The 26,008-nt window shown below is 60.7% G+C and carries 20 protein-coding genes; 11 read left to right on the top strand and 9 right to left on the bottom strand.

Translation table 11 applies throughout. The annotated features are described in order from the left end of the window. The first annotated feature begins 303 nt into the window (after positions 1-303). Both KUV72_RS18215 and KUV72_RS18220 read left to right on the top strand, forming a co-directional pair. Positions 304-1,686: a HEPN domain-containing protein gene (locus KUV72_RS18215; protein ID WP_222239315.1), complete on the top strand. Its 1,383-nt coding sequence runs from the start codon at positions 304-306 to the stop codon at positions 1,684-1,686. A 300-nt stretch (positions 1,687-1,986) separates the two neighbouring features. Further along, positions 1,987-2,649, top strand: coding sequence for a uracil-DNA glycosylase family protein (locus tag KUV72_RS18220; protein ID WP_222239316.1), 663 nt, complete (start codon positions 1,987-1,989; stop codon positions 2,647-2,649). A 465-nt stretch (positions 2,650-3,114) separates the two neighbouring features. On the opposite strand, the gene ampC is transcribed toward KUV72_RS18220, so the two are convergent. The 3 genes from ampC to KUV72_RS18235 form a co-directional block, all read right to left on the bottom strand. Continuing rightward, complete coding sequence (ampC, locus tag KUV72_RS18225; protein WP_222239317.1) at positions 3,115-4,281, bottom strand: class C beta-lactamase; 1,167 nt, start codon at positions 4,279-4,281, stop codon at positions 3,115-3,117. Positions 4,282-4,631: 350 nt separating this feature from the next. After that, the gene (locus KUV72_RS18230) at positions 4,632-5,330 is read right to left on the bottom strand and encodes a glutathione S-transferase C-terminal domain-containing protein (RefSeq protein WP_222239318.1); all 699 of its coding nucleotides are present in this window, start codon (positions 5,328-5,330) and stop codon (positions 4,632-4,634) included. Between the two features lie 293 nt (positions 5,331-5,623). Continuing rightward, on the bottom strand, positions 5,624-6,532 hold the full coding sequence (locus KUV72_RS18235) for a LysR family transcriptional regulator (protein WP_222239319.1): 909 nt from the start codon (positions 6,530-6,532) through the stop codon (positions 5,624-5,626). A 178-nt stretch (positions 6,533-6,710) separates the two neighbouring features. Here KUV72_RS18235 and KUV72_RS18240 point away from each other — a divergent pair, with 178 nt between their 5' ends. Next, positions 6,711-8,219, top strand: coding sequence for a CoA-acylating methylmalonate-semialdehyde dehydrogenase (locus KUV72_RS18240; RefSeq protein ID WP_222239320.1), 1,509 nt, complete (start codon positions 6,711-6,713; stop codon positions 8,217-8,219). A gap of 23 nt (positions 8,220-8,242) precedes the next feature. Beyond that, on the top strand, positions 8,243-10,009 hold the full coding sequence (locus KUV72_RS18245; RefSeq protein WP_222239321.1) for a GMC family oxidoreductase: 1,767 nt from the start codon (positions 8,243-8,245) through the stop codon (positions 10,007-10,009). Here the strand turns inward: KUV72_RS18245 and KUV72_RS18250 are convergent. From KUV72_RS18250 to KUV72_RS18265, 4 genes are all read right to left on the bottom strand, one after another. After that, positions 9,928-11,313, bottom strand: a complete 1,386-nt coding sequence (locus KUV72_RS18250; RefSeq protein ID WP_222239322.1) for a hypothetical protein — start codon at positions 11,311-11,313, stop codon at positions 9,928-9,930. The genes KUV72_RS18245 and KUV72_RS18250 overlap by 82 nt on opposite strands. A 721-nt stretch (positions 11,314-12,034) precedes the next feature. After that, positions 12,035-12,616: a manganese efflux pump MntP family protein gene (locus KUV72_RS18255; protein WP_206944302.1), complete on the bottom strand. Its 582-nt coding sequence runs from the start codon at positions 12,614-12,616 to the stop codon at positions 12,035-12,037. Between the two features lie 626 nt (positions 12,617-13,242). Continuing rightward, positions 13,243-13,470: a hypothetical protein gene (locus KUV72_RS18260; protein ID WP_222239323.1), complete on the bottom strand. Its 228-nt coding sequence runs from the start codon at positions 13,468-13,470 to the stop codon at positions 13,243-13,245. Between the two features lie 227 nt (positions 13,471-13,697). Beyond that, positions 13,698-14,582 carry a LysR family transcriptional regulator gene (locus KUV72_RS18265; RefSeq protein WP_206944299.1) on the bottom strand — a complete coding sequence of 295 codons (885 nt, stop codon included), beginning with the start codon at positions 14,580-14,582 and terminating at the stop codon, positions 13,698-13,700. 105 nt (positions 14,583-14,687) lie between these two features. Here KUV72_RS18265 and KUV72_RS18270 point away from each other — a divergent pair, with 105 nt between their 5' ends. The 3 genes from KUV72_RS18270 to KUV72_RS18280 all read left to right on the top strand — a co-directional run bounded on the left by KUV72_RS18270 (position 14,688) and on the right by KUV72_RS18280 (position 18,574). Next, the gene (locus KUV72_RS18270; RefSeq protein WP_206944297.1) at positions 14,688-15,566 is read left to right on the top strand and encodes a hypothetical protein; all 879 of its coding nucleotides are present in this window, start codon (positions 14,688-14,690) and stop codon (positions 15,564-15,566) included. Between the two features lie 140 nt (positions 15,567-15,706). Beyond that, positions 15,707-16,990 (top strand): M24 family metallopeptidase, encoded by a 1,284-nt coding sequence (locus tag KUV72_RS18275; protein WP_206944295.1) that lies wholly within the window; start codon positions 15,707-15,709, stop codon positions 16,988-16,990. A 93-nt stretch (positions 16,991-17,083) separates the two neighbouring features. Further along, positions 17,084-18,574 (top strand): CoA-acylating methylmalonate-semialdehyde dehydrogenase, encoded by a 1,491-nt coding sequence (locus KUV72_RS18280; RefSeq protein WP_222239324.1) that lies wholly within the window; start codon positions 17,084-17,086, stop codon positions 18,572-18,574. A 103-nt stretch (positions 18,575-18,677) separates the two neighbouring features. Here KUV72_RS18280 and KUV72_RS18285 read toward each other — a convergent pair whose 3' ends face one another. Then, positions 18,678-19,727: a DUF2235 domain-containing protein gene (locus KUV72_RS18285; RefSeq protein WP_222239325.1), complete on the bottom strand. Its 1,050-nt coding sequence runs from the start codon at positions 19,725-19,727 to the stop codon at positions 18,678-18,680. Positions 19,728-20,013: 286 nt separating this feature from the next. After that, positions 20,014-21,258 (bottom strand): amino acid deaminase, encoded by a 1,245-nt coding sequence (locus KUV72_RS18290; protein ID WP_222239326.1) that lies wholly within the window; start codon positions 21,256-21,258, stop codon positions 20,014-20,016. 213 nt (positions 21,259-21,471) lie between these two features. Here KUV72_RS18290 and KUV72_RS18295 point away from each other — a divergent pair, with 213 nt between their 5' ends. The 4 genes from KUV72_RS18295 (at position 21,472) to KUV72_RS18310 (ending at position 25,927) form a co-directional block, all read left to right on the top strand. After that, positions 21,472-22,335, top strand: a complete 864-nt coding sequence (locus KUV72_RS18295; RefSeq protein ID WP_206944288.1) for a MurR/RpiR family transcriptional regulator — start codon at positions 21,472-21,474, stop codon at positions 22,333-22,335. A gap of 1 nt (position 22,336) precedes the next feature. Beyond that, positions 22,337-23,797: an N-acyl-D-amino-acid deacylase family protein gene (locus KUV72_RS18300; protein ID WP_222239327.1), complete on the top strand. Its 1,461-nt coding sequence runs from the start codon at positions 22,337-22,339 to the stop codon at positions 23,795-23,797. 68 nt (positions 23,798-23,865) lie between these two features. Further along, on the top strand, positions 23,866-24,258 hold the full coding sequence (locus KUV72_RS18305) for a RidA family protein (RefSeq protein WP_206944283.1): 393 nt from the start codon (positions 23,866-23,868) through the stop codon (positions 24,256-24,258). A gap of 181 nt (positions 24,259-24,439) precedes the next feature. After that, a complete protein-coding gene (locus tag KUV72_RS18310; RefSeq protein ID WP_206944281.1) occupies positions 24,440-25,927 on the top strand; it encodes a sodium:solute symporter in 1,488 nt (495 codons plus the stop codon). The last annotated feature ends 81 nt before the right edge of the window (positions 25,928-26,008 follow it).

Below are 26,008 nucleotides of genomic sequence, written 5' to 3' on the forward strand. Positions count from 1 at the left end.
TACTGGGAGACCGCGGGTTACGGAACCGACTTCGGCATCGAGCAATACGAGCGCATGGCCGAGCTGGCTCGGACAGCGAAAGGGCAGGTCGTCATCAGCGTCAACGACGTGCCCAAGATGCGCGAGGTGTTCCAGGGGCTCGACCTACAGACAACGCAGCTGCGGTATACGGTGGGAAGGGAGGCAACGATGCCTAGAAGAGAACTCGTCATCACTTGACTTGTGCAGTATAGATATTTACTAAGCACAGTACAAAAGGCAGTATTCTATCTAAGCTTTCGTTATCAAGTACGAGGAAAATAAGTGAACGTTTTGAATTCTATTTCTACTAGTGGAAAGTTCTGGGTTCCAGGAGCGCCCGAGGATATTGTGTACGGTGTGTTGAAGATAGGGGACGGGGGAGAATGCCAACTGGAAGTTTCTGATAGCTTCCCATCTTGTGGTGAAGGCAATAGTGATGTTGAGCTCCCTAGGATTTTAGGAGTTGTGGAAGATAAAGGAAACGTAACTTTAGATCAGTGTTTTTATGTCAGGAAGAGCCTGTCTATTGGAAGTGTTTCCACTTCAACGATACACGTGAGACGAGCTATCTGTAATGGAGTTTTTGAAGAAACTGATGTAATGGTGGACTCACTACAGTTCTCGATGGAGAGTTTGGAAGAATGGTTTGGTTTCTCCGGATTTGATGTTGATCACGACCTTTCAGGAAAATCTTGCTCTATAACATATAATCCAGTTGAGGAAGTGGAAATAGAGTTGCATGATAATATTAAGTTGTTTCTAGGGTTGCAATGGACACTCCCTGGCTCACCAAATTATAGAGAAATCAAGTTAAAAGAAAAAGTATATTTTGACCTGAGGTCTCCTAAGGCTATCAAGCTTGATGACCTGATTGAATTGTCTGGGAGGATAGCAGTTCTAGTTAGTTTTATGATCGGAAAGGTGCAGAATATAAAAGATGTTGTGGCAACATCAAAATCATTGGGAAGGGTACTGACTGATGGTTCAACAAGACCGCTCCGCCTCGAGCTTTATTACCAAAGCTTGCCATATGTAGAAGAAAGTGAACCAGTTTCTTGGCATGAAGTTTTGCTAGGTTACAAGGCTGTGCAAGATAAATTTCCTTCAATGCTATTAAACTGGCTTGAATTCTACGATAAGTCACAACCTTCAATCGACCTTCTAATAACCATGAAGATGAAGGCTCACAAATATTTGGATAGTGAGTTTTTGAGCCTTGCTCAATGTTTGGAATCCTACCATCGAGCAAATTTCAATAATAAAATGATGGAAGAAGATGAGTATATTTCCATGGTCAATTTAATTGTCGACTCAGTTCCTGATGAATATAGGGAATTTGTCTCCAGGAAGTTGATTTATGGAAATGAGCCAAATTTATCAAAGAGGGTTAAAGAAGTGCTTGGTGTATATAAAGAGTTTATCGGTTCGAGTAAGAAGGTTAAGTCACTTGCTCGGAATATTGTAACAACAAGGAACTACCTTACCCACTTTGACGATGGGCTTAAGGAAAGTTCAGCACAAGGATATAAGTTGTGGAAGATGTGTCGAGTTCTTGAAGACGTTCTTCACCTTGAAGTATTAAGGAAGATAGGAGTTAGTGACAGTGAAATTGAAGAAATTGTTGGAAAAAGCCATAGAATGAAAAACAATTTGGCAGTCTACTGAATGATGGTTAGCGAGTGATTCTAAACGATAGATATGGCACCGACGTTAGGCGTGCAGGGAGAGTTTTTGCATATAATCCCTGGCGCGCTGTCGACACCCCGCCCCGCCTGTGCGCTAAATCTATCGATTTTTGTGCACCCTTGCACTCCCACCGAGGGTGCCTGCGCTCTGGGCTCCATGGCGCAGGGGAAGGGGCTGTCTGTCATGCGGAATCATGCGATTTGACACTCTCACCTTTAGTCGGGGAAGCTGTCTTTTCCTGCGGCGAACTTTCTTCGGGCAGACGACTCTGGAGGTAGTATGAGAAAGGAAGATATTCCCGTGATCGCACGGAACGCGCTGAGTGATTTGATGAATGAGTCTGGTGGGATTTTATATAGTAGTCACGAAACGTTGAAAAAAGGAGACGTGTATTTGCTGGGGTTCAATCCTGGAGGTGATGGCGGATCAACGATCGAAGAAGGTATTGACGAAATTCTTAGCTCAGATATAAATGCATATTTGGACGAGTCTTGGTCAAATGGCAATGGTTCTTGGGGGCCTGGCAAAGCCACTTTGCAAAGGCGAATTGTTTATTTACTGAATGAGCTTGGCCTTGAACCACGAGAAGTTTGTTCTAGTAATTTGATTTTTGTGAGGAGTCGAGATGAAAACGGAGTTCACTACTCCTTAGCGGAACAGTGCTGGCCCGTCCATGAAGCGATTATTGAGTTGGTCCAGCCTAGATTGATATTAGCATTTGGTAACTCCGAGAAGTCGTCCTACGGGTATCTTCGAAAATTGCTTAATGGAAAAGAAGATCGTATCTGCTCAGGCCATGGAAATTGGAAAGTAAAGGGGTTCTCGACCGAACTCAACGGCCGTGATATTTACGTGGCAGGAACACCACACTTAAGTAGGTACTCACCAGAAGGGAAGCGAAACGTCATTCAGTGGTTGAAGTCACACCTGAATGGTCGGTAGCCGACGTTTCTTCAAGCATGTTGCCGAGGACCTTCCTCATTCTGACCCCACGGATTCTGAGGCGGGGCCGCCTCTAGCGCGTACGCACGCGTTCGTCACGTCCATGCTCGCGCCTGTCTCACCGACAAGCGCAACGCTAGCGGCAGGATCCGTGCCACTTTTTCGTGCTGGTACATTTTTGGTACACGACGCCGGGAGAGCCCGTGGTTGCGGGCTTTATCCCCGATCCATCATCGGCGCCACGGAAAAGCGGCGGGCCTGGGCCAGGGGATCGTGGTCAGTCATGGGGTTCACGGGTCGGAGCTGAGAGGGCGCGTAGTGTACCAGCGTTGGTGGGCCGGTTTCATCGTTGGCTGTCTGCGCAACATTCACCGCTAGCTTAGGCAGCTGGCGGAGGACCATCACGGGCGATGGTCCTCCGCCTATCTGCTCTTATCGGGCATGGTGTGCCCTTTGGTCTTTCGGTTACTGGTCCAGGGAGTTCAGTATCCGCCAGGCGGCTTCCACCCGTTCGCCGTTGGGGTAGCGCTTGTTGGCGAGGATAACGATGCCCCGTTCCCGGGAGGGAATAAAGGCGGCGTAGGCGCCAAAGCCGCCGGTGGAGCCGGTCTTGTGATACCAGCGCTGGGGCTGAGGCTCGCCAGAGGTTGCCAGCATGGTAACGGCCTGGGGCTCGAGGGCCATCTCGGCGGTGGTGCCTGCCATCAGGGTCTCCAGTGTCGTTGGCAGGGCATAGCTTTCCCAGCCCAGGCCCTGCTGCATGTCACCGACGGCGGCGTAGCCGTGATGGGTGGTCAGCAGGGCTTTTGCCATGCGCTGGTCGTCCGGGGTGTTCTGGTTGCCGTGATAGGCATCGATGTTGGCCTGGATGAAGCGGGCCATGTCCAGCGCTGTGGTCTTGATGCCGTAGGCCTCGGCATCCAGCGGGCCTGGGTTGACGCGTACCGGCTCATCACCGTTGTAGCCTTGGGCGTAGTGGTGGGCCTGGTCGTCGGGCACCGTAAGCCAGGTGGCATTGAGGCCAAGTGTGGGCAGTACGCTGTCCTGCATCAGCTCAGCGAAGCTCGCTCCGTAGCTCTGGGCTGCGAGCAGGCCGAACAGGCCGATGCTGGGGTTCGAATAAAGTCGCTGGGTGCCGGCGGCGAAGTCCGGCTGCCAGTTCACGAAGTAGTCGTGAATGGTGTCGTCGTCGACGCCCGAGGGAAACTGCAGCGGGAAGCCACCGGCGGTGTAGGTGGCAAGCTCTGCCATGCTGACGTCGCCGACCGGTCGGCCGCTGAAACGGGGCTCGATGCTGGCGGCGGTGTCATCCAGCGCGAAGCCGCCGTTCTCGTGCACCCAGGCACCCAGCGCCGCGGTAAAGGTCTTGCTGAGTGAGCCAACCTCGAACAGCGTGTCGTTGGTAAGCTCGGCGGTGGTGTCGGAGCCGGATTCCTTCGTCGCGACGCCGTAGTGGCTGAGGCACACCTCGCCCGCATCGATCACCGCTACCGACATGCCGGGAATCCCATGCCGGTCCATCAACGCCTGTGCTGTCTTGTCGAGCTGAGCGTTCTGGCAAGCTGGCGGACTTGCGTAAGCGAAGGACGACAGCAGCAGAGCGCACAGGGGGGGTAGGTGACGCAACGTCATGACAAGCTCCAGATGAGCCGGCATTAGCTGCCGGGGTCGTGAGAAGGGGGCGATGGTGTACAGCTGGCGGCCCGGTCGGAGCCGCTCCACGGGATTATCGGCTTATTGTGCTGTACACGTCATCTCTCACCCGCTCTCACCAACCCTCATTGTCTTTCACGTTTCCAGATCTCACTGTTAGGGCTTCGTTCTTGGTCCCTCTTTACCCCTTCTCTTTGTCCTCTCTCTTTGCCACTCTCGCTTTTCCTCCCTTCTTCCCTTCGCGCTATGGCCCTGACGGTATAAAAGACCGCTTGTAGTTTGAGCCCGCCGAGTCGCAGTTGGAGAACTATGTTGCCGGCGGGAGGGCTTTAGCTAGGGACCGTCAGGCCGCGTCGCACTGCTGGACGCTCGAGGAAGGCGCTGAGTCCTCGCTTGACCTGGAGGAAGTCGTCGTAGCCGACCAGCTCGCCGGCACCGTAACGCTCAACCAGGTTACGCACCCATGGGAAGATCGCGATATCCGCTATCGAGTAGTCATCCCCCAGCACCCATTGGCGGTCTTCCAGCTGCTTGTCGAGCACACCGAGCAGCCGTCGGGCCTCGTCGAGGTAGCGCTGCAAGGGTCGCTTGTCCTCGAACTCCTTACCGCCGAAGAAATGGAAGAAACCGACCTGGCCAAACATGGGACCGACGCCGCCAACCTGAAACATCAGCCATTGAAGGGCCTGATAGTACGCCTGGGGAGACTGTGGCAGCAGTTGCCCGCTCTTGTCGGCGAGATAGAGCAGAATGGTTCCTGACTCGAACAGCGTGAGTGGCTTGCCCTCCGGCCCGTCCGGGTCGAGGATCGCCGGAATCTTGTTGTTGGGACTGAGAGAGAGAAACTCCGGAGAGTGCTGGTCCTTGCTGTCGAAGTTGATTCGGTGAGCCTCGTAGGCCAGCCCGATTTCTTCCAGCATGATCGATATCTTGACGCCGTTGGGCGTCGGCAGGGAGTAGAGCTGGAGGCGATCCGGGTGACTGGGGGGCCATTTCTGGGTAATCGGAAAGCGAGACAGGTCAGTCATGGGGCGTTCCTTCGTCCAGGCGGAAGAGTGCTTGATGGTATCACCGCTGGCCGCCGGTTAGGCGCCGGGTCTGCGCCCAAAGAAGCACGCCACATCCCCTTGCAATGGCCCGTGGTTCGGCGTCGCTGGCCTGGGCGCCCTAAGCTAGGCGCGTCCTCGGGCGCCTTGAGCTAAGCGCGTCCTCGGGCGCCTTAAACTAGGCGCGTCCCTGGGCGCCTTAAACTAGCCGCGGGTCTGGGCGCCTTAAGCTAGCCTCGTCACTGATCTCTGTGTAGGTGCTTAGCCGGCGTTGGTTAGTGGGGCCGACTGGGCCAGACCTGTTCAAGGGTTTCCAGCGCCGCTTGCAGTGGAGCGTCAGCGGTACGCTCTCGCCGCCAGATGAAACAGAGCGCACAGTCCAGCGCCACTCCCTCGACGATGGTCAGGCCGCTGCGTTGGCGCTCGGCCAGGGCTAGCGAATCACGGGCCAGGCTAAGTCCCACTCCGGCGCGTACCAAGTCGAGCATGCAGGCTTCCTGGTCGACCTGGGCGACCCGCCTGGGCGTCACGCCGCTTTGCTGCATGGCGCGCTTGAGCAGGCGATGGTGCACTGAATCCGCCGGTGTGACGATCCAGGGCAGGCTGGCCAGGACGGGCCATGCGGTGTCCGCAACCCGTGACTCCCAGCCAGATGGGGCCACCACATGATAGCGAAAGTGCGTCAGTTCAACGTATGCCAGCGCCGGTGAGGTGCTGCTGGCACCGACACCTGGTGGCGCCAGGTAGAAGGCCGCGTCCAGCTCCCCTCGCTCGACCCGTGACAGGGCGACACCACTCATGCCATGACGCAGCTCAGTTTCGAGTTGCGGCGCGCGCTCGACCAGTACCTTGAGGAAGCTGCCCAGGCGGATGAACTCAGGATCGATGATGGTGCCGATTCTCAGCAGCCCGCGCACTGTCGTGTGCAGTGAGCGGGCCATCTGATCGAACACCCGGGCGCTCTCCAGCGCCTTCTCGGCGGTGGGCAGCAGTGCCTGACCGTCCGCGGTCAGCTCCAGTCCCTGGGGGTGACGGTGGAACAGCGTCAGACCCAGCGTTGCCTGCAGCTGCTTCAACTTTAGGCTAATCGCCGGCTGGGTGAGGTGCAGCGCTTCGGCGGCCCGAGAGACGCTGCCGAGGCGCGCTACCGTGACGAATGCTCGCAGTGTGGGGTAGTCCTGCATGGCGCCTTCCTTTAATCGAGCGTGATATTTGAAAACTTTATATCTGGGTTCCAAATAACTCAATTGCTCCGATCCCCATCAGCGATAGGCTGTACAGCGACAAGACGAGCAGGCTGGACACCTTTTTGCAGACGCCCAGGCTCGATTTACTTAAACAATGCTTATAAAGGAGTACCCCATGACCTCGACGATTCCTCACTTTATCGGCGGCCAGAGAGACGAAGGTGCATCCCTGGGCCATCAGGACGTCTACAACCCGGCGACCGGCCAGGTCAGCGGGCGCGTGGCGTTGGCTTCCGCCAACGAGATCGACAAGGCGGTGGAGGTGGCCAAGGCGGCCTTCCCGAGCTGGGCCGACACCCCGCCCATCCGTCGCGCCCGGGTGATGTTCCGCTTCCTCGAATTGCTCAACGCCAACAAGGATGCCCTGGCCGAGGCGATCACCCGTGAGCACGGCAAGGTCTTCACCGACGCCCAGGGCGAGGTGGCACGGGGTATCGACATCGTCGAGTTCGCCTGTGGTATCCCGCAGCTGCTCAAGGGCGACTTCACCGACCAGGTCAGCACCGGCATCGACAACTGGACCCTGCGTCAGCCGCTAGGCGTGGTCGCCGGCATTACGCCGTTCAATTTCCCGGCCATGGTGCCGATGTGGATGTTCCCGGTCGCCATCGCCGCCGGCAACAGCTTTATCCTCAAGCCTAGCCCCACCGATCCCAGCGCCTCGCTGATGATGGCGGACCTGCTGAAGCAGGCCGGGCTGCCCGACGGCGTGTTCAACGTGGTCCAGGGCGGCAAGGAAACGGTGGACGCGCTGATCGATCATCCTGACGTCAAGGCGCTGTCCTTCGTCGGTTCCACCCCCATCGCCAACCTGATCTATCAGCGTGGTGCTGCCCTCGGCAAGCGTGTGCAGGCCCTTGGTGGCGCCAAGAACCATATGGTGGTGATGCCCGACGCTGATCTCGACAAGGCGGTGGATGCGCTGATCGGTGCGGCCTATGGCTCCGCCGGCGAGCGTTGCATGGCCATCAGTGTGGCGGTGCTGGTCGGTGATGTGGCCGACGATGTGGTGGCGCGGGTCGCCGAGCGGGCACGCAACCTCAAGGTCCAGGACGGCATGCAGCTGGACGCCGAGATGGGACCCATCGTCACCGCCCAGGCCCACCAGCGGATTACCGGCTATATCGACAAGGGCGTCGAGGAGGGTGCCGAGCTGGTAGTTGATGGCCGCGACTTCGACGCCAGCCAAACCGGTGAAGGCTGCAGCGAGGGCTTCTGGATGGGCGGCACCCTGTTTGATCACGTGACGCCAGAGATGACGATCTACCGGGAGGAGATCTTCGGCCCGGTGCTGGCCTGCGTGCGCGTGCCGGACGTGGCCACCGCCATCGAGCTGATCAACGACCATGAGTTCGGCAACGGCGTCAGCTGCTTCACCGAGAGCGGCAAGGTGGCCCGCGAGTTCGGCCGTCGCATCCAGGTGGGCATGGTCGGTATCAATGTACCGATCCCGGTGCCCATGGCGTGGCATGGCTTCGGTGGCTGGAAGCGTTCGCTGTTTGGCGACATGCATGCCTACGGCGAAGAGGGCGTGCGCTTCTATACCAAGCAGAAGTCGATCATGCAGCGCTGGTCCGACTCCATCGAGGCGGGCGCGGAGTTCGTGATGCCGACCGCCAAATAATGCCCTGAATCGAGGGATTCGCGATGACAACCGCACAACAATACGACAGCGAGTTTGACTACATCGTGGTCGGAGCAGGCACCGCCGGGTGCCTGCTGGCCAATCGCTTGAGCGCCGACCCGAACAACCGGGTGCTGCTGATCGAGGCCGGTGGTCGCGACAACTACCACTGGATCCACGTACCGGTGGGCTACCTGTACTGCATCGACAACCCGCGCACCGACTGGCGCTTTCGCACCGATCCAGACGCGGGCCTCAACGGGCGCTCGCTGTTGTATCCGCGCGGCAAGACGCTCGGTGGCTGCTCGAGCATCAACGGCATGATCTACATGCGCGGCCAGGCCCGGGACTACAACCACTGGGCCGACGTCACCGGCGACGAGCAGTGGCGTTGGGAGCACTGCCTGCCGGCTTTCATCCAGCACGAGGATCATTATCGTCTGGACGAGGGCAGCGACGCCGACGCCGCCCACCGGGACTTTCACGGTCACGGTGGCGAGTGGCGCATCGAAAAGCAGCGGTTGAACTGGCAGGTGCTGGATGACTTCGCTGAGGCGGCGGTCCAGGCGGGGATTCCACGTACCCAGGACTTCAACCGTGGCAGCAATGAAGGCGTCGATTACTTCGAGGTCAATCAGCGCTCCGGCTGGCGCTGGAACACCGCCAAGGCGTTTCTGCGTCCGGCGCTCAAGCGGTCGAACCTGACCCTGTGGCACTCCACCCAGGTCAACCGGCTGATCGTCGCGGGCGGCGAGACTGACGGCGAGAAGCGCTGTGAAGGAGTCGAGGTCAAGCGTGAGGGCACCACCCAGGTGGCCAGGGCGCGCCGTGAGGTGGTGCTGTCCGCCGGCGCCATCGGTTCTCCCCAGATCCTGCAGCTCTCCGGCATCGGGCCTGGTGAGCTGCTCAAGCAGCACGGCATCGACGTCGTCCACGAACTGCCGGGGGTCGGCGAGAACCTGCAGGACCACCTGCAGATTCGCTCGGTGTATCGGGTCAAGGGCGCCAAGACCCTCAACACCATGGCCAGCACCCTGTGGGGCAAGGCCGGTATCGGGGTGGAGTACCTGCTCAAGCGCACCGGCCCGATGAGCATGGCACCGTCGCAGCTCGGCATCTTCACCCGCAGCAGCGACGAGCATGAGCACCCCAACATCCAGTACCACGTCCAGCCCCTGAGTCTGGAAGCCTTCGGTCAGCCGTTGCATCCCTATCCGGCGGTGACGGCCAGCGTCTGCAACCTGAATCCGACCAGTCGCGGCAGCGTCAGGATCCAGAGCGCCGACCCGGCCCAGGCGCCGTCCATCGCCCCCAACTACCTGAGCACCGATGAGGACCGGCGGGTGGCGGCGGACTCGCTGCGCGTGACCCGCAGGATCGCCGAGCAGCAAGCCTTCGCCAAGTACGAACCGGAAGAGGTCAAGCCCGGCATCCAGTACCAGACCGATGAGGAGTTGTGGCGGCTCGCCGGAGACATCGGCACCACCATCTTTCACCCGGTCGGTACCACCCGGATGGGCCAGGCCGACGACCCCATGGCGGTGGTCGACTCGCGCTTGCGGGTGAGGGGTATTCAGGGGCTGCGGGTGGCGGACGCCGGCGTCATGCCGACCATCACCAGCGGCAATACCAACTCACCGACCTTGATGATCGCCGAGCGAGCGGCAGGCTGGATGCTCGAGGGGGCTGAGAGCAGGCCTAGGGGGTATTACGGCATCTGGTCGGCCCTTGAACCTGCCAGCGCACTTCCACCGAGGTGTTGGGGAGGGGGGATAGGGTCGACGCCGTGACGGTTGTTGCCATGACCACCGGTACTGACGCTGACACCACTCAACGTATTCGCTGGAATGTTGCGGTTGATCGGCACCACCATGACCCAGTCGAGCCCAGCGGCGATGGGAGCAAGACCCATGCCGTCACCCAGTGACAGCACGGCATCACTGAGTTCATCGACCGGTCGAGCCGCCATGGGCGCCTGAATCACGGTGTTCGTTAGATGTTCAACGCTTGCCATGTTGGCGTCGGTGATCGGCGCCAGGCTATCGCCCGCGCGTTGAGCCAGTTGCCGGGTGCTGGCGTCGGCCCAGGCCAGGCCTTCGGCGACGGTGCTGACGGTTGGCAGAACCGTCTGGCCGGTGGAGCTTAGCCGGCCGTCGAGCCGACCTAACAGCGTGACGCCGTCGCTGAGTGAGCTGGACAGGGGCAGGCCGTCCAGGCGTCTCGACACGTCACGGCTTTCGTCGACGAGATCTTGTATACCGTGAAGTGTGGTCTGCGTCTCGTCGATGATCGCGGTCAGGTGGGTAGCCAGCTCACCCAGCTGCTGCGCGGGGGCAAGCGTGTCCGTGACGCTATCCTGTAGTCGCTGACTGGGCCGCGACAGCTGGCCCCCAATATCACGGTTCATTCCCGTCAGTTCGACCGCCAGGGTATTGCTCAAGGTGGTGCGCCCCAGCAGCGCGGTAGCCGCAAGCGTACTTTTGTCGTCACTGCCGACGCTGTCCACCAGGCCGATGACGGCTTGCTCATCCAGCCTGGGTATACCGCTATGACGCGACACGCTGCGGGCCGCGGCGCCGGCGAGGCCGTTATCATTGTGCTGTCCTCCCAGGGCGATACCCGCCAGGCTGACCCATTCGCCGGTGCGGCTCAGCACGCTGCCACTTCCCTCCTTTAGGGCGTCTCCTCCTGCCACGAGCAGGTCTGCTGCCAGTCCGGGCAGCAACAGCGAGTCGGTAGTGATCAGGAAAGGCTCCAGTCCGGCCTGTAGCACGTCTGCCACCTGGGCGGTGAGTGAGCGCTCCAGATGTCCTTGCTGTTCGGCGAGATAGAGGTCCTTTTCCCTGAATCCCAAGGCATGCCCGATACGTTGGCCGTAGCGATCGAGTGACAGTACGCGGGTGATCCGGTCATCAAAGCGGTGCAGCAGGGGAAGTGACGCCAGGGTGTCCACCGCGCTGTCGATAACATCAAGTGAGCTTTCCAGATAGTCAGCCGAGCTATGCACAGCCTGCTGCGCCCCCGCGCTGAGGTGATCGACACCAACGGTGTGGGCGACATTGACTCCCTGGGAGACCAGGCTGGCGCTGGCCATGCGAGCGACGGACTGGCTGACCAGCGTCGAAGAGGCGTGAGCCGATGACGACAGGGCAGGCGATGCTAAGGATGGTGATGCCAGGGCCGAGGGAGACAGGGCCGAGGGAGACAGGGCCGAGGGTGACAGCGATGCGGATACAACCGGCTCGGACTCTGACGCGCTGGCCTGTGCAGGGGGCACCGAAGGATAGTAAGCCTGTTGCGGCTGTCGGTCAGGCGACGAGCTGGCGCAGCCTGACAGCAGGCCTGCCGACAGAATAACCGGAAGGGGAGAAAGTCGTGGGATAGCCTTGCGGATCCACCGTTGGGGTATCAGCAAGGCCTTGATCTGTCGTATTGGGTGAAATAGCACAGACTCAGACCTAGCGGTATCTCACAGCAGAGTATCGAGAAACCGCGCCTTGGCGTGCGCATCCTGTGCTGATTTGGCTTATTTGTGGAAGAGGGCGGGGCTAGTGAGGGGCGAGCTCGGGACGAGTGAGTGATTAGCGAGAGACTAGAGGGAGACTAGATAGGTCCTGCAGGATCACTGAGCCAGCGAAAACCAAGGCAGTGAGGCCACGGCCAAAACCCTTCCAGGCACCCGGAGCTCTGTTGTGACCAGGGCTATGATATTCGCTTTGACGGATGGCCGGTGCAGCCTCAGCTAAAAACAGCGAATTGGCGAAGCAGGCATTTTTGCAGGGTGTCCCTTGCCGCTGTTTCGGCCAAGCGGGACGTTATCCCAGTAAGTGGTGGTGCAGGGTCGTTGCACCGATGCCGATCAGTACCAGACCGCCGATAATTTCTGCTCGTGGGCCAACGGCCTTGCCGAGCTTGCGACCTAACAGCATGCCCAAGGTCGCCATCAGCGTTGTAGCCGCGCCTATCGTCAATGCGGTGATCCAGATATTGGCTTCCATAAAGGCCAGGCCGACACCGACGGCCATGGCGTCGAGGCTGGTGGTGACGGCGGTCGCGATGATCAGCCACCAGCGGGTACGGTCAGTGGTGGCGCCGCAGTCGCAGCTGGCACAGTCCTTTGCCCTGGGCATCAAGCCGCTCTGGATCATCTTTCCACCGAGGGCCAGCAGCAGGAAGAAGATGATCCAATGATCCCAGTCACGAATGGTCTCATGAGCGCTGGAACCGAGCATCCAGCCGATAATCGGGGTGGTGGCCTCCACCAGGCCGAACATCAACCCTGTCTGCAGGGCCACGATAAAACGCAGCCGTCGCACGCAGGCCCCTTTGCTGACAGACGCGGCGAAGGCATCTGACGACAGGGAGAAAGCCAGCAGCAGGGTGGAGGTCGGATTCATGGTGGCTCTTTAATAGCAGTGACTGTGGTAAATGATGGCAACGTTATCGTGCTTTTTATGGGCAGAATGGCAGCGGTGTGATGGCGGCCATGACCGTTGTTAAACCACCAGCATCGTAGCGCTTTCAGTGCCTATGGCCTCTGCTGATGTCTGCGATGACGCGCTGTGAGTCATGCTCGCTGACAAAAGCCACTTGAGACGCGCCCTTTAAGAAAGCCCGATGGCACAAGCCCGTCCAACAACGTCATCGAAAAAAATGACTCAGACACGCGCCTTTCGGCTATCACTGCCATAGCGACATTGCATGGGATATTAGCGTCTTGTTGACAGGATGCAACTCTTTACCAAGGCTGCAAGATTAAGCTAAAACAAAGACCTATAGCTTCTGCTATACGTTATAGGAAAGGCAGGGCAGGGGCGGAATAGTCCCATGGTCAGGTGGTCAGAAGTAGCAGAATGCGGTGAAGAAAGGAACGCAAGGACCGGCAGGAGAAACCGGACGAAGAGGGTGGTAGCGATGCCCATTTGGAGAAGGTGATGCAGTAGTATGCGCAAAGGTGTTTTCTATACGGGCGGCAGTATTGCTTGCACGAGTTACCTGCATCTGGGAAGCGCTTGTCTGCCTGCTAGACCTTTAACGCATCTTCCAACATCTTGACGATGACCAGCCCAGGCTTTGCGGGCAGATGGTCGCCGGCGTAGTGACGTATGCTGGTGACCCTGTCTCTCAGCTTTCTATGGCGATCCTTCAGCCGGGCAAGCTCCTCAGCCATTTCGTCCCGGTCACCCTGCGCTGGAAAGGCCTTTGTGGAGGGTTGGCCGCCGCTGGCGGTATCGTTGCGACTTGCAGTCACCGTTATCTCCCGACCGTTTTTCAGGTCAAGTGAAAGGTGCGCGCGAAGGCGAGCACACCTGCTGATCGCACTGTGACATGGTCCATGTCGCTTCGACATAGTGATCAGGAGGTAGCTTGCCTGAAGAAGCGAGGTAACGGCGCTGGCATCCCCATCGTGGTCGGGTGGATGACAGGCCGAAGGCGGCACATGGTGGCCGCCGTGACCCCTTGTTTGCCGCGGGTGGTCTACGGCGTCGGATCGTGGAACTCGGGCACGGCGACGGCATCGTTATGCGTCACGATTTCCTCCAGCTGCTGGCAAAAGGTACTGAAGGCGTCGCTGGCGTGACCCGGACGGCGATGCATCTCAATTTCAACCTGGCCCAGAGCCGGCAGACCATGGGCGTCATCCAGAATCCGGCAGCCCTCGGGAACGCTGCGGGGCGTCTTGACGGTCACGGCCAGGCCTGCTTGAACGGGCAGGTTGATGCCAGTCGGTGATTGGCTCGAGTAGCGCAGCTCCCAGGCGCGTTCCTGCTTGCCCAGGGCCGCCAGGGCATGGGCTCTGAAGATGCACCCTTCAGGGTTGAGGGCGAGCGGCAGGCGCCGGCCGCGGGTAGGGTCTGCTCCTTGGGCGGCAACCCACACCATCGGCTCCCACCCAAGCAACTGGCCGGACTGGGTAGGGCCATGGCGAATCGAGAGCACCACGTCCAATAGCCCCTGCTGGAAGCTATCCACCAGGCCAGCACTGATGCCGCAGATGACCTCGATACGCGTGCTGGGATAAGCCTCGGCAAAGCGTGGCAGCAGCTCCGGCAGGTAGGCGCTGGCCTGTTCTTCCGAAGTACCAAAGCGAATCTTTTCACCCTGCTGATGATCTCCCAGCGCGGCTTTGGCCTCATCTTCCAGGGTCAGCATGTGTCGGGCATAGGGCAGCAGGCGCTCCCCGTCCGCCGTCAGCAGTACGCTGCGACTGGTGCGCTCGAACAGGGGAGTGTGCATCTGATCTTCGAGCCGTTTGATCTGCAGGCTGACGGCGGATTGGGTGCGATGCAGCACCCGTCCTGCGGCGCTGAAGCCTTGGCACTCGGCCACGGTGACGAAGGCGCGGAGCAGGTCTGTGTCCATGATTAATGAGCCTTTGAAATAAGTAGTATCTCAACCATTCATTTCTATTATGGAGAGCCGCTCCCTATCCTGTCCAGCAACACACCAGACAGGCAGGAGCTTCTCATGCAGGCCACCGATGCGCCCACCACGTCCTCGTTGGACGGTCTGATCGACCTTGAGCACTACCCGATTCATGATCTGGACGGCGAGTCCGGCCGGGCGCTGATCCAGCGCTGTCACGCACAGCTGGCCGACGACGGCTGCGTGGTGCTCAAGAACTTCGTGCCGGCCGATGCGCTGGCGCGGCTGGAGCGCGAGACCGAAAGGCTCTCACCGGATGCTCACTACAATCAGACCGAAACGAATCCCTACAACAACGCCGGGGATCCCGAGCGGCCCGCGTCGCATCCGCTTAATCGCTTCGACGATCGCACCAACGGCTTTGTCGCCGGTGACCGCATCGGTGAAGACACGATCATTCGTCAGGTCTACCAGCATCCGGACTTCCAGCGCTTTATCGCCACCGTGGTGGGCATGGAAGAGATTCATCAGTATGCCGACCCGCTGGCGGACCTGGTGGTCAATGTGCTGAGAGAGGGCTGCCAGCATCCGTGGCATTACGACACCAACGAATTCATCGTCACCATGATGACTCGCCAGTCCCACGGCGGTGGGCGCTTCGAGTACGCCCCCGGCATTCGTAGTCCTGAAGGCGAGAGCTTCGAAGAGGTCGAAAAGGTGCTGGATGGCGATCGCTCGCGTCTCAAGGCGCTGGATCTGCAGCCGGGTGACCTGCAGGTCTTCTTTGGCCGCTACTCTCTGCATCGCGTGACGCCGGTGGAAGGCCAGAAAGAGCGCCACACCGTGATCTTCGCCTACGCCAAGGAGCCGGGTTTCATCGGCCGCCCGGAGCGCGCCCAACGTATTTTCGGCCGTATGGCGCCGATTCACGAGACCCTCCTGAAGGAAGGCATGAATCGTACCGATTCCCTGGCGGATTAAGCGTGGAGTGCGGCGGCCGGGTTCTAGCAGAGCGTCTCAGAGCCCTGTCCCAGAGAGCCCCGTCTCAGAGAGCCCGTCCATAGAGCTCCGGACAGGCCGCACCCAGCGTGATTTTCTGCCCGTTTGAACAGGACCCTGACATGAGCATCGTCGACTTCGACAACCTTACCGACAATGAACCGGATCACATTCCCGTGGTGCCATCAGCGCCGATGGCCAACGGCGATAGCATCCCCACGGCGTTTGACCCGAAACAGCTGCGCGCCGGGCGCCTTGCGCGGCTGCGCGCGACGATGGCGGAGCAAGGCTACGCCGCCATGGTACTGTTCGACCCCAACAACCAGCGCTATGCCACCGGGTCGCGCAACATGTTCGGCTACTTCCTGCGCAACTCGACCCGCTACATCTATGTGCCCCTGGAAGGGCCGGTGATCCTGTTCGAATACCCGGGCAGCGCCCACGTCTCTACCTGGCTCGAGACCATCGATGAATCGCGCACGTCCAAGGTGGTGTGGTCCGCCGTCAATCAGCGCGACAACCTCTCTTCGGACCCCTTCGGTGTGGAGATCGCCGAGCTGATCGAAGAGCACGGGCGCGGCAACCGCAAGATCGGGCTGGATCGCTGTGCGCTCAACCTGGCCCGTTCGCTCGAGGCCCAGGGCCTTGAGGTCTTCGACTGCATGCAGGACACCCTGCACTGTCGGCGCATCAAGACCCCGGAAGAGATCGCCTGTCTGGCCCAGTCCATGGCCGGCAGCGAGGCGGCAGTCGCTGAGGTTGAAGCCGCGATCAAGCCCGGCATCACCGAGAACGAACTGTTCGCGGTCATGTACGGCAACGTCATCCGCCAGGGCGGCGAATTCATCGAGACCCGTCTGCTGTCCTCCGGCCCGCGTACCAACCCCTGGTTCAATGAGGCCAGTGACCGGGTCATCCGTCCGGGCGAGCTGGTGGCGCTGGACACCGATACCATCGGTTGTCACGGCTACTATTCGGACTTTTCGCGTACCTTCCACGTCGGCCCGAATCGCCCCAGCGCCTACCAGAAGGAGCTGTATCGGATGGCCTACGACCAGGTGCACCACAATATGGGCATCCTGAAGCCAGGTATAAGCTATCGCGAGATCGCCGAGCAGGCCTGGAAGATCCCCGAGCGTTTCTTGGACCGTCGCTACCCCTCCATCATTCACGGCGTCGGCATGCACGGTGAAACGCCGCTGGTCGCCCACCATATGGACTTTGATCGCTTCTCCAAGGATGGCGTGCTTGAGCCAGGCATGGTGGTGTCCGTGGAGAGCTATATCGGCGAGGTGGGCGCCGCCGACGGGGTCAAGCTGGAAGAAGAGGTGCTGATCACCGACACCGGCGTCGAAAAGCTGTCCCGCTATCCCTTCGACGAGGCCCTGCTCGACCGCCAGTTCTGAGCCGCATCATCTGCGTAACATGCTGCGCCGGGCTGCATGTGAGATGGCCGCCCGGCGCTGACGCCTTGTAAGAAAGTCATATCGAGAGTTTTGATGAAAGACGTGAATCATTGGATCGGCGGTGAGTCACAGCCGTCCCAGCGCCATCTGGATGTCATCAACCCGGCCACCGCCGAGCCGGTCGGGCGTGTCGCCCTGGGCGACGCTGCTACCGTCGAGTGTGCCATTGAGGCGGCTCGCCGCGCCCAGCCTGCCTGGCGCGACACCCCGCCGGCCAAGCGCGCCCAGGTGATGTATCGCTTCAAGATGCTGCTGGAGCGCGACGCCGACGAGATCTGCGCGCTGGTCAGCGAAGAGCACGGCAAGGTGCTGGAAGACGCCATGGGCGAGCTCAAGCGCGGTATCGAGAACGTCGAGTACGCCTGCGGCGTGCCGGAGCTGCTCAAGGGGGAATACTCCCACAACGCTGGACCGGCCATCGACACCTGGTCCAATCATCAGCCGCTGGGCATCGTGGCCGGGATCACGCCGTTCAACTTCCCGGCCATGGTGCCGCTGTGGATGTATCCGATGGCGCTGGCCTGCGGCAACGCCTTTATTCTCAAACCCTCCGAGCAGGTGCCGTCAGCAGCCGTGAAGATGGCCGAACTGCTGGCCGAGGCTGGACTGCCGGATGGTCTGTTCAGCGTGGTGCATGGCGATCGTGAAGTGGTCGAGGCGCTGATCGATACCCCGGATGTCAAGGCGGTGTCCTTTGTTGGCTCTACCCCGGTGGCCAAGGCGATCTATCAGCGTGGCGCCGAGAACGGCAAGCGCGTGCAGGCGCTCGGGGGTGCCAAGAACCACGCCGTGGTGCTGCCCGATGCCGACCTGGACAACGCGGCCAGTACCTTGATCGGGGCCGCTTACGGTAGCGCCGGCGAGCGCTGCATGGCGATCAGCGTAGCGGTGTGTGTTGGTGATGAGACCGCCGATAGGTTGGTGCAACGGCTGTCCCAGCAAGCCCGTGAGCTCAAGATCGGTGCTGGCACCGAGCCTGGCCTCGACATGGGAGCCCTGGTCAACGCCGGCCATCGCGACAAGGTGGCAGGCTATATCCAGCAGGGTGTCGACGAGGGCGCTGAACTGATCGTGGATGGCCGTGAGCATCCGCTGGTGGCCGCTTCACCGGGGTACTTTCTCGGCGCTAGCCTGCTCGACCGGGTAACGCCGGAGATGAGCGTCTATCGTGACGAGATCTTCGGACCGGTGCTGTGTGTTGTCCGCGTGGCAAGCTTCGATGAGGCCATTGCGCTGATCAACGCTCATCAGTTTGGCAACGGTACCTGTGTGTTTACCCGCGACGGTGAGGCAGGGCGGCGCTTCGCCGATGCCATCGAGGTGGGCATGGTCGGCATCAATGTGCCGCTGCCGGTGCCGGTAGCCTTTCACAGCTTTGGCGGCTGGAAAGAGTCGCTGTTTGGTGACCTTCACGCCTACGGCCCCGACGCGGTGCGCTTCTATACGCGACGCAAGGCGATCTCGCAGCGCTGGCCCAGCCAGCGCCAGAAGGAGCAGGCTCAGTTCAACTTCCCCTCGCACTGAGCTCTCGCCTAACGAGCCCCATGTCGCGGGCTCGTGAGCCAAGCGCCCACCCCATCCGGTGGGCGCTTGGCGTTTCAGAGATGCCCTGCTGGCAGACGTCGATTCAAGGGGAACGTGAGCAGTGCGACAGGCTGGGGTGGAAGGCATTGCCTGGCCGGTAGTGTGGCAGTACCGTCTGGCGCTCGGCGACGCTGGCATGCAGGCACTCGTTACCGAAGCGAGCAAAGCCGACAGGCCTCAGGTAGCGCAGCGGGGATACCAATTGGTAGAGGTTTGATAGAAACAGGGCGTAGGAGTCGACGATGTCATCGTCACGGGGCGGCGCTCCCAACAGCGGTCGGCTGTGTGGCGCCAGTGTCAGGCCATGGAGTGCGGCACGCGTCATCATCCAGTCAAGGCTGATATCAGAGAGTGCGCGCTGCTCGACGCCACCCCCTACATTCGAGTGGGCGCCTGGAAACCAGGCTTGTTCCAGCGTAGCGGTCGTGGTCTGCGGCGACCACAGGGTTGGCGCGAAGGCCTCGCGATGTTCGTCGATGGCCAGCGCCTGATAGGCATGACGGACCAAAGGGCTCAGCCTGGTATCGTGAAACTCGAACAGTCGTCGGTTGAAGTTGGCAAAGCTCCTCAGGGGAATGCCGAGACTGCCCACCGTGTCCCACACCCCGATCATGTGAATGTCTGGCATCCAGGTATAGCGTGAGGCAAAGCGCTTGGCTTCGGCGGAGCGCGGCCCCCGTCGGCGATCGCGATAGAGCCTGTACGCCCTGCACGCCAGCTGACGGTGGGCGGGCCTCAACAGCCCTGTGGTGTGAAGCAGCCCACTAAGGCTGCGTGCCGTGTAGGCGCCCCTGCTGAAGCCGAAGAGAAACAGTCGGTCGCCCGGTCGCAGCAGGTCGATGAGTTCGACATAGGCGTCGAGCAGAATGTCGGAAAGACCTAGCCCCGTGGCTCCCGACACCAGTCGCTCGTACCAGCGGCGACCGCTACCCACGCCCCGGTAGTAGCGAGTTATCGTACCGCCCTCGGCCATGGGGTTCTCGAGCACCGCCTGGTACAGGCGACTCACGTTGGTATTGGTATCCCCATCCTGCAGGTCCGTGTCAGGCACCTGCCAGGTGCCATCGAAAAACAACGCCACGTTCTTGGCCATCGACCTTCCTTGCTCTCGCTGGCGGCGCCCGGAAAACGCCCGGTCATCGCTGTCAGTGTACGTGCAGGTGGCGGCGTCGACCTTGCGCCAGGACCAGCAGGCGGGCGAACGGGCCTAGATTGAACGGTTGGGCATAGGAGAAACGGCTGGGCATAGGAGAAGGGGAGCTCAGGCGTTGTTGCACCGCACGAGGGGGATATGAAGGGAGAGGAACAGATGGTGCCAGCGAGAAAGCGACGGCGGCCGTGTGGCCGCCGTCGCTACTTGGTCGCCGGATGCGCGCTGGTCAGAAACGCGTTTCCCAGGTCTCCACCACTTCCAGCTGGTCATCGACGAGATGCAGCTGACGCCACTTGTCGAAGGTCATGCAAGGATGCGACGCGCCGAAGGCCAGGACGTCACCGATACGCACGTCAGTAGCGTCGGCCGGGAGTTCGATAAAGGTATGCTGGTCCATCTGCTTGATGACCTTCCAGCCGTCTACCGACAGCGTCTGGTCGGTAGGACCGCCTTCCCGGTAGCGGCGCAGCGCTTCCGGGGCCAGGTCGAAGCCGATATCGCGCTTGCCCATGGCCACGATAGCCATGCTGGGCTCCGGCAGGGACTGCACCTGGGCAAACACCTCTAGTGCGGGCTCAAGGCCCTGGTGAAGGTCCTTGCGGCGGGACAGAACGCCGGCCTGGGCCTCCCGGTAAATACCGTGATCATGGACGACATAGCAGCCCGGACGCAGCACTGGGGTGAACTTGCCGTCCAACCCACCGTCACGGAATTCTTCGGCGATCAGGTCATACCAGGCAGACCCTGAGGCGGTGACGATGGGCAGATCGCGCTCGATCAATCCTTCACTCGCCAGTTGCTTGACGTTGGCGATGAGCCGCTTGGCGTAGCGTCGAATCCCGGCGATGGGATCGTCACCGTGCACGACCCCTTCATAGCCTTCCAGACCGGCCAGAGCGATGCCGGGCAAGGCCTTGGCCCTGCGTGCCAGCTCGACTACCTCGGCATCGTCACGCAGGCCGCACCTTCCCCCTTCTACACCTACCTCAATCACGATATTCAGGGTGATGCCAGCGTCACCAAAAAAAGTGCCTAATTGATCCAGGTTCTCCGCACTGTCGACGGTCACGAAGAGTTCGGCGCCTGCGCGGATCAGGTCGGCGGCGATGGCCATGTTCGCCTGGCCCACCATCTGGTTGGCCACCAGCAGCCGATTGACCCCCTCGGCAAAGGCGGCGCGGCACTGTGGCAGTGTGGCAAGGGTGATGCCCCAGGCGCCGGCATCGAGCTGACGACGAAACAGCTCAGGCGTCATCGTGGTCTTGCCGTGGGGCGCAAGCTCAGCCCCGTGTTGGCGGGCAAACTGCTGCATCCAGTCCAGGTTATGTGCCAACGGGCGCTGATGAATGACCGCAGCGGGCAGGCTGACATCCGCCAGCAGGCCACGACCGGTTTCCAGCGTGCCCTTGTGGGACCCCTTGGTATCCAGTGCCGCGGCGGAGTGCGCAGGTGAGTGAGACGACAGTGACATGAGGATTCTCCTGAGAGCTGAGCGAAGGTCATGTTACGCCGGGCGTGGCCATTGGCAACCGATGAAAATTGACCTGACTACGACCTTTGTAGGAAATTTTCATAAAACTATGGATTGATGTTAGAAACTAACATAGCGTAATGACAACACCGATAGCGAGCCCTTTCGATGGGCTTATTGACCTGCCATCGCGGTAACGGCTAGGAGCCTGTCATGAGTCAGCAGATCGACATCCTGTCCCGAATCACTGCCCTTGTCGGGTCGCTGAGCGACTCGGAGCGCAAGGTGGCGGAGTTGATCTTCGAGGATATCGACTTCGTGGCCGAGGCCAGCATCACCGACATCGCCAGACGCTCTGGTGTCAGTGATGCCACCGTGACCCGCTTTGCGCGATCCGTGGGCTGCGACAACGTGCGCGATCTCAAGCTGCGCCTGAATCGAGCGCTGGCGGCAGGTCGCCGCTTCATCGAGGACGCCGACCCGGCGCGGGGCCCTGCTGCGGTATACGACGTTGCCACCCAGACGCTGGCGATCAATCGCGAACTGTTGCTCGAGGCGGACATTGCCGGCGCGGTGGAGCGACTGGACCAGGCGCGCCAGATCCTGGCCTTCGGCTGCGGCGGAGGCTCCAGCGTGATGTGTCAGGAGCTGCAGTTTCGGCTGATGCGCCTCGGCTATCCGGTCAGTGCCTATCCGCATGGCCTGGTCCCGCGCATGGTCGCCGCCACCTTGGATCCCGACGATGTGGTGGTCGTGCTGTCGGTGTCTGGTTACACCCCGGAGATGGTCGAGTCGGCTCAGATTGCCAGTCAATACGGAGCCCAGGTCATCGCCCTAACCGCTGTTGGTTCGCCCCTGGCCGCAGCGGCTGATGTTGTGTTGCCTATCGCCACCCGAGAAACCGATTTCATTCTTCACCCTTCGGCGTCGCGCTACGCGCTGATGGCCGCGATCGACGTACTGGCGCTGGAACTGGCCATGCGTCATCGCGACCAGGCGCGTGCCAAGCTGCGGCGATTGAAGATTGCACTGGATGACCATCGTGGCGGCGACAATCGTCAGCCACTGGGAGACTGATATGCAGCATGACCTCTTGATCCGTGGCGCCACCCTGCTGGATGGCACTGGCGCCGACCCGTTCATCGCCGATGTGGCCATCAAGGGCGATCGCATCGTGGCGCTGGGGCAGTTGGCGGGACACGAGGCTCTCGACGTCATCGAGGCGCAAGGTCTGACCCTCACGCCTGGGTTTATCGACGTTCACACCCACGATGACACCAATGTGGTGCGCACCCCTGACATGCTGCCCAAGCTAAGTCAGGGGGTGACCACCGTGGTGGTGGGCAATTGTGGCATCAGTGCCTCTCCGGTCCAGCTGGCAGGTAGCTACGTGCCGGACCCCATGAACCTGCTGGGTGAGGCCGACGACTTCGTCTATCCCACCTTTGCCGCCTATGCCCAGGCCGTCGAACAGGCGGAGCCGGCCATCAATGTCGCCGCACTGGTGGGCCACACCAGCCTGCGCTCTCAAGTTATGCAGGACCTTGAGCGACCCGCCAGCGAGGAAGAGATTGCTGCCATGCGCGCATCTCTCGAGCAAGCCCTTGCCGAAGGAGCGATCGGGATGAGCACCGGGCTTGCCTATCGCAACGCCCGCCAGGCGCCGAGTGCCGAAGTGGCGGCATTGGTGCGTGCGGTCAGCGCTGCAGGGGGCATCTATACCACCCATCTGCGTGACGAGTTCGCCGGCCAGGCCGAGGCCATGGACGAAGCCTTCGCCACCGCTCGTGACGCCAGCGCACCCTTGGTGATCTCTCACTTGAAGTGTGCCGGCGCCGGTAACTGGGGGCAGGCACCAAGGGCGCTGTCGCAGCTGACCGATGCGGCCACCCAGCAGCGGGTGCACTGCGATTGCTACCCCTATACCGCGGGTTCGTCGACGCTGGACCTGGGCCAGGTCACGGATGAAATCGAGATCACTATCACCTGGTCGAAACCGCATCCCGAGCAGGCGCGCCGGCCACTCGCGGCGATTGCCGCCGACTGGGAGGTGTCACTGCTGGAGGCGGCCAAGCGGCTGCAGCCGGCGGGAGCGGTCTACCACAACATGTGTGAAGAGGATATGCGCCAGGTACTGGCGCACCCGCTGACCATGGTCGGCTCGGATGGCCTGCCCAATGACCCTCATCCCCACCCGCGTCTGTGGGGCGCCTTTCCCCGAGTCCTCGCCCATTACAGCCGGGACCTGGCGTTGATGGCGCCCGCCGAGGCGGTGCGCAAGATGACCGGCCTGTCCGCTGCCACCTTTGGCCTTGAAGATCGCGGAGTGATTCGCCAGGGAGCGTTCGCTGACCTGGTGTTGCTGGACCTGGAACGATTGGACGACAGCGCCACCTATGACCAACCCAAGACGCCCGCACAAGGCATTCTGCGGGTGTGGGTCAATGGCCACACGGCCTATACCGAGGACAGGGCCTCGAACGAACGTAACGGACGCATGTTGCGTCGAAGCGTGCGCCTGGAGGCGACGCCACTGTAGCGAGCGCTTCGCCAAGGAACGCTCAACATATCAAGAGTTTGCATCTGTACCTGACAGGAGAGTGAAAGATGAGCATCAAGCGTTATGGCGCCGAGGGAGGCGTAGGCACCGGTGGACAGAAACTGCCGTTCTCCCGGGCCGTCGAGGCGGGGGGCTGGCTCAAGGTGTCTGGCCAGACACCCATGACCGACGGTGAAGTGGTTGAAGGCGGCATCATCGAGCAGAGCCGACTGGCCTTCGAGAATGCGCTGACCATCGCCCGTGAGGCTGGGTACGACATCGAACACGTGGTGCACGTGACCGCGGTGCTGACCGATGCCCGCTACTTCCAGTCGTTCAACAAGGTCTTTGCGGAGTACTTCAAGGATCACCCGCCGGCACGTATCTGCAGCGTTCAGGACCTGGTGGTGGACTGCAAGGTCGAGGTCGACCTGACGTGCTATCGCGCTGACCGGGCCTGAATAAGGAAGGGGATCAGGGGATAACCAGGGGCGAGCGGCAACTCGTCCTGGGCAGGATGCCCGCATCGCAGTGAAGGAGGGCGCCGGGTCCCGGCAAGGACCCGACGCCAGGCTCAGCAAACGCTTACGTTCACTGTCTCGATCGCGGCAACGACCGAGACGACAAGTATAAGAGGTCTGTATGAACAGTCATCTTTTCCTTGCTACCTTTTGTATCTACATCGTCCTGATGATTGGCTTTGGCTGGTGGATGTCGCGCAATGATCGCGGTTCCGGCGATGATTTTCTTCTTGGCGGGCGGAGTGTCCCGCTGTTTCTGACCATCGGCACCACCGTCGCCACCATGGTGGGTACCGGCTCCAGCATGGGAGCCGTAGGCTTTGGCTACGCCAACGGATGGGGCGGGGCGCTGTATGGCCTCGGCGGCTCCATCGGCGTGCTGCTGTTGGCGCTGTGTTTCTCCGGTGTGCGGCGCTACCGCTTCATGACCATGAGTGAAGAGCTGTCGTTCTATGTGGGCGCCAACCGTCTGGTGCGCAATGTGGTGGCCCTGTTCATCTACATCGCCTGTATCGGTTGGCTGGGTGCCCATATCCTTGGCGGCGGTCTGTATCTTGCCTGGATGGCTGACATCCCGGTGTGGCAGGCCAAGCTCATCGTGGCCCTGGGGTTTGGCGTCTACTGTGTCATCGGTGGCTATATGGCGGTGGTGTGGACCGACACCGTCCAGGCGATCGTGCTGTTCGTCGGCTTCTTCCTGATGGCGGCGGTGGCCGTGGTAGAGGTAGGGGGCTTCGCCGAGATGACCGCCTCGATGGATGCCGCTGCCACTAGCTTCCTGGCGATCGAAAAGGTTGGCCTGGTACCGGCGCTGTCACTGGTGGCGGTTATCGCGGTAGGGGTGCTGTCGACTCCGTCCTTCCGTCAGCGGATCTACTCCGGCGCTTCCGTGGGTTCGGTGCGTCGCTCCTTCCTGGTCACCGGCTGCCTGTACATGTTGTTTTCCATCGTCCCGGCGATTATCGGCATGTCGACCTATGCGCTGAACCCAGGCCTTGAAAACAGTAACTTTGCGTTCCCTTACCTGGCCACCGAAGTGCTGCCGCTGTGGCTGGGCCTGCTGCTGCTCGTCGCGGGCCTCTCGGCCACCATGTCCAGCGCCAGCAGCGATGCCATTGCCGGTGTCACCACCTTGATTCGTGACCTCTATGTGCTGGTCAAGGGTCGTGCTCCTTCGGCCAACAGCGTGGTCTGGCTGTCCCGCGTCGGTCTGGTGTTCACGATCGGCCTGGCGCTGGCCTTCGCCCTGACCTCCGATAACGTGATCGCCTACATCACCAAGATGGTGGCCACGGTACTGGCGGGCATGTTCGTCTGCGGGATTCTGGGACGCTTCTGGTCTCGCTATACCTGGCAGGGGGCGATCGCTTCCCTGGCAACTGCCTCGATAACGTCACTGGTGGTGATCAGCCATAGTGGCTGGAACCTGTACTGGGGCAATCCGAGTATCCCGGCAGTGGGAATGGCAATCCTGGTGGGTATCGTGGTGAGTCTGTTCACCCCAGCATCCGAGCTGACCGAGGATCAGGCTCTGGAGCTGATCACCCAGGAACGTGAGCGTATGGAAGCCGTACCCGAGGTGCCACTGCGCAAGGGGGCCAAGGCCTGATCGAGCGCGTCACCTACGTTGATGCCAAAACCCCGCGTCATGCATGTGACGCGGGGTTTTAGTCATCGACCATCTTGCACA

Source organism: Halomonas sp. DP4Y7-1 (genome assembly GCF_019800705.1).
Lineage (GTDB): Bacteria > Pseudomonadota > Gammaproteobacteria > Pseudomonadales > Halomonadaceae > Halomonas > Halomonas litopenaei_A.

Coding starts and splice junctions, on each gene's coding strand:
- KUV72_RS18220 (WP_222239316.1), top strand. CDS start 1,987: ATGAGAAAGGAAGATATTCCCGTGATCGCACGGAACGCGCTGAGTGAT.
- ampC (WP_222239317.1), bottom strand. CDS start 4,281: ATGACGTTGCGTCACCTACCCCCCCTGTGCGCTCTGCTGCTGTCGTCC.
- KUV72_RS18230 (WP_222239318.1), bottom strand. CDS start 5,330: ATGACTGACCTGTCTCGCTTTCCGATTACCCAGAAATGGCCCCCCAGT.
- KUV72_RS18235 (WP_222239319.1), bottom strand. CDS start 6,532: ATGCAGGACTACCCCACACTGCGAGCATTCGTCACGGTAGCGCGCCTC.
- KUV72_RS18240 (WP_222239320.1), top strand. CDS start 6,711: ATGACCTCGACGATTCCTCACTTTATCGGCGGCCAGAGAGACGAAGGT.
- KUV72_RS18245 (WP_222239321.1), top strand. CDS start 8,243: ATGACAACCGCACAACAATACGACAGCGAGTTTGACTACATCGTGGTC.
- KUV72_RS18250 (WP_222239322.1), bottom strand. CDS start 11,313: ATGGCCAGCGCCAGCCTGGTCTCCCAGGGAGTCAATGTCGCCCACACC.
- KUV72_RS18255 (WP_206944302.1), bottom strand. CDS start 12,616: ATGAATCCGACCTCCACCCTGCTGCTGGCTTTCTCCCTGTCGTCAGAT.
- KUV72_RS18265 (WP_206944299.1), bottom strand. CDS start 14,582: ATGGACACAGACCTGCTCCGCGCCTTCGTCACCGTGGCCGAGTGCCAA.
- KUV72_RS18270 (WP_206944297.1), top strand. CDS start 14,688: ATGCAGGCCACCGATGCGCCCACCACGTCCTCGTTGGACGGTCTGATC.
- KUV72_RS18275 (WP_206944295.1), top strand. CDS start 15,707: ATGAGCATCGTCGACTTCGACAACCTTACCGACAATGAACCGGATCAC.
- KUV72_RS18280 (WP_222239324.1), top strand. CDS start 17,084: ATGAAAGACGTGAATCATTGGATCGGCGGTGAGTCACAGCCGTCCCAG.
- KUV72_RS18285 (WP_222239325.1), bottom strand. CDS start 19,727: ATGGCCAAGAACGTGGCGTTGTTTTTCGATGGCACCTGGCAGGTGCCT.
- KUV72_RS18290 (WP_222239326.1), bottom strand. CDS start 21,258: ATGTCACTGTCGTCTCACTCACCTGCGCACTCCGCCGCGGCACTGGAT.
- KUV72_RS18295 (WP_206944288.1), top strand. CDS start 21,472: ATGAGTCAGCAGATCGACATCCTGTCCCGAATCACTGCCCTTGTCGGG.
- KUV72_RS18300 (WP_222239327.1), top strand. CDS start 22,337: ATGCAGCATGACCTCTTGATCCGTGGCGCCACCCTGCTGGATGGCACT.
- KUV72_RS18305 (WP_206944283.1), top strand. CDS start 23,866: ATGAGCATCAAGCGTTATGGCGCCGAGGGAGGCGTAGGCACCGGTGGA.
- KUV72_RS18310 (WP_206944281.1), top strand. CDS start 24,440: ATGAACAGTCATCTTTTCCTTGCTACCTTTTGTATCTACATCGTCCTG.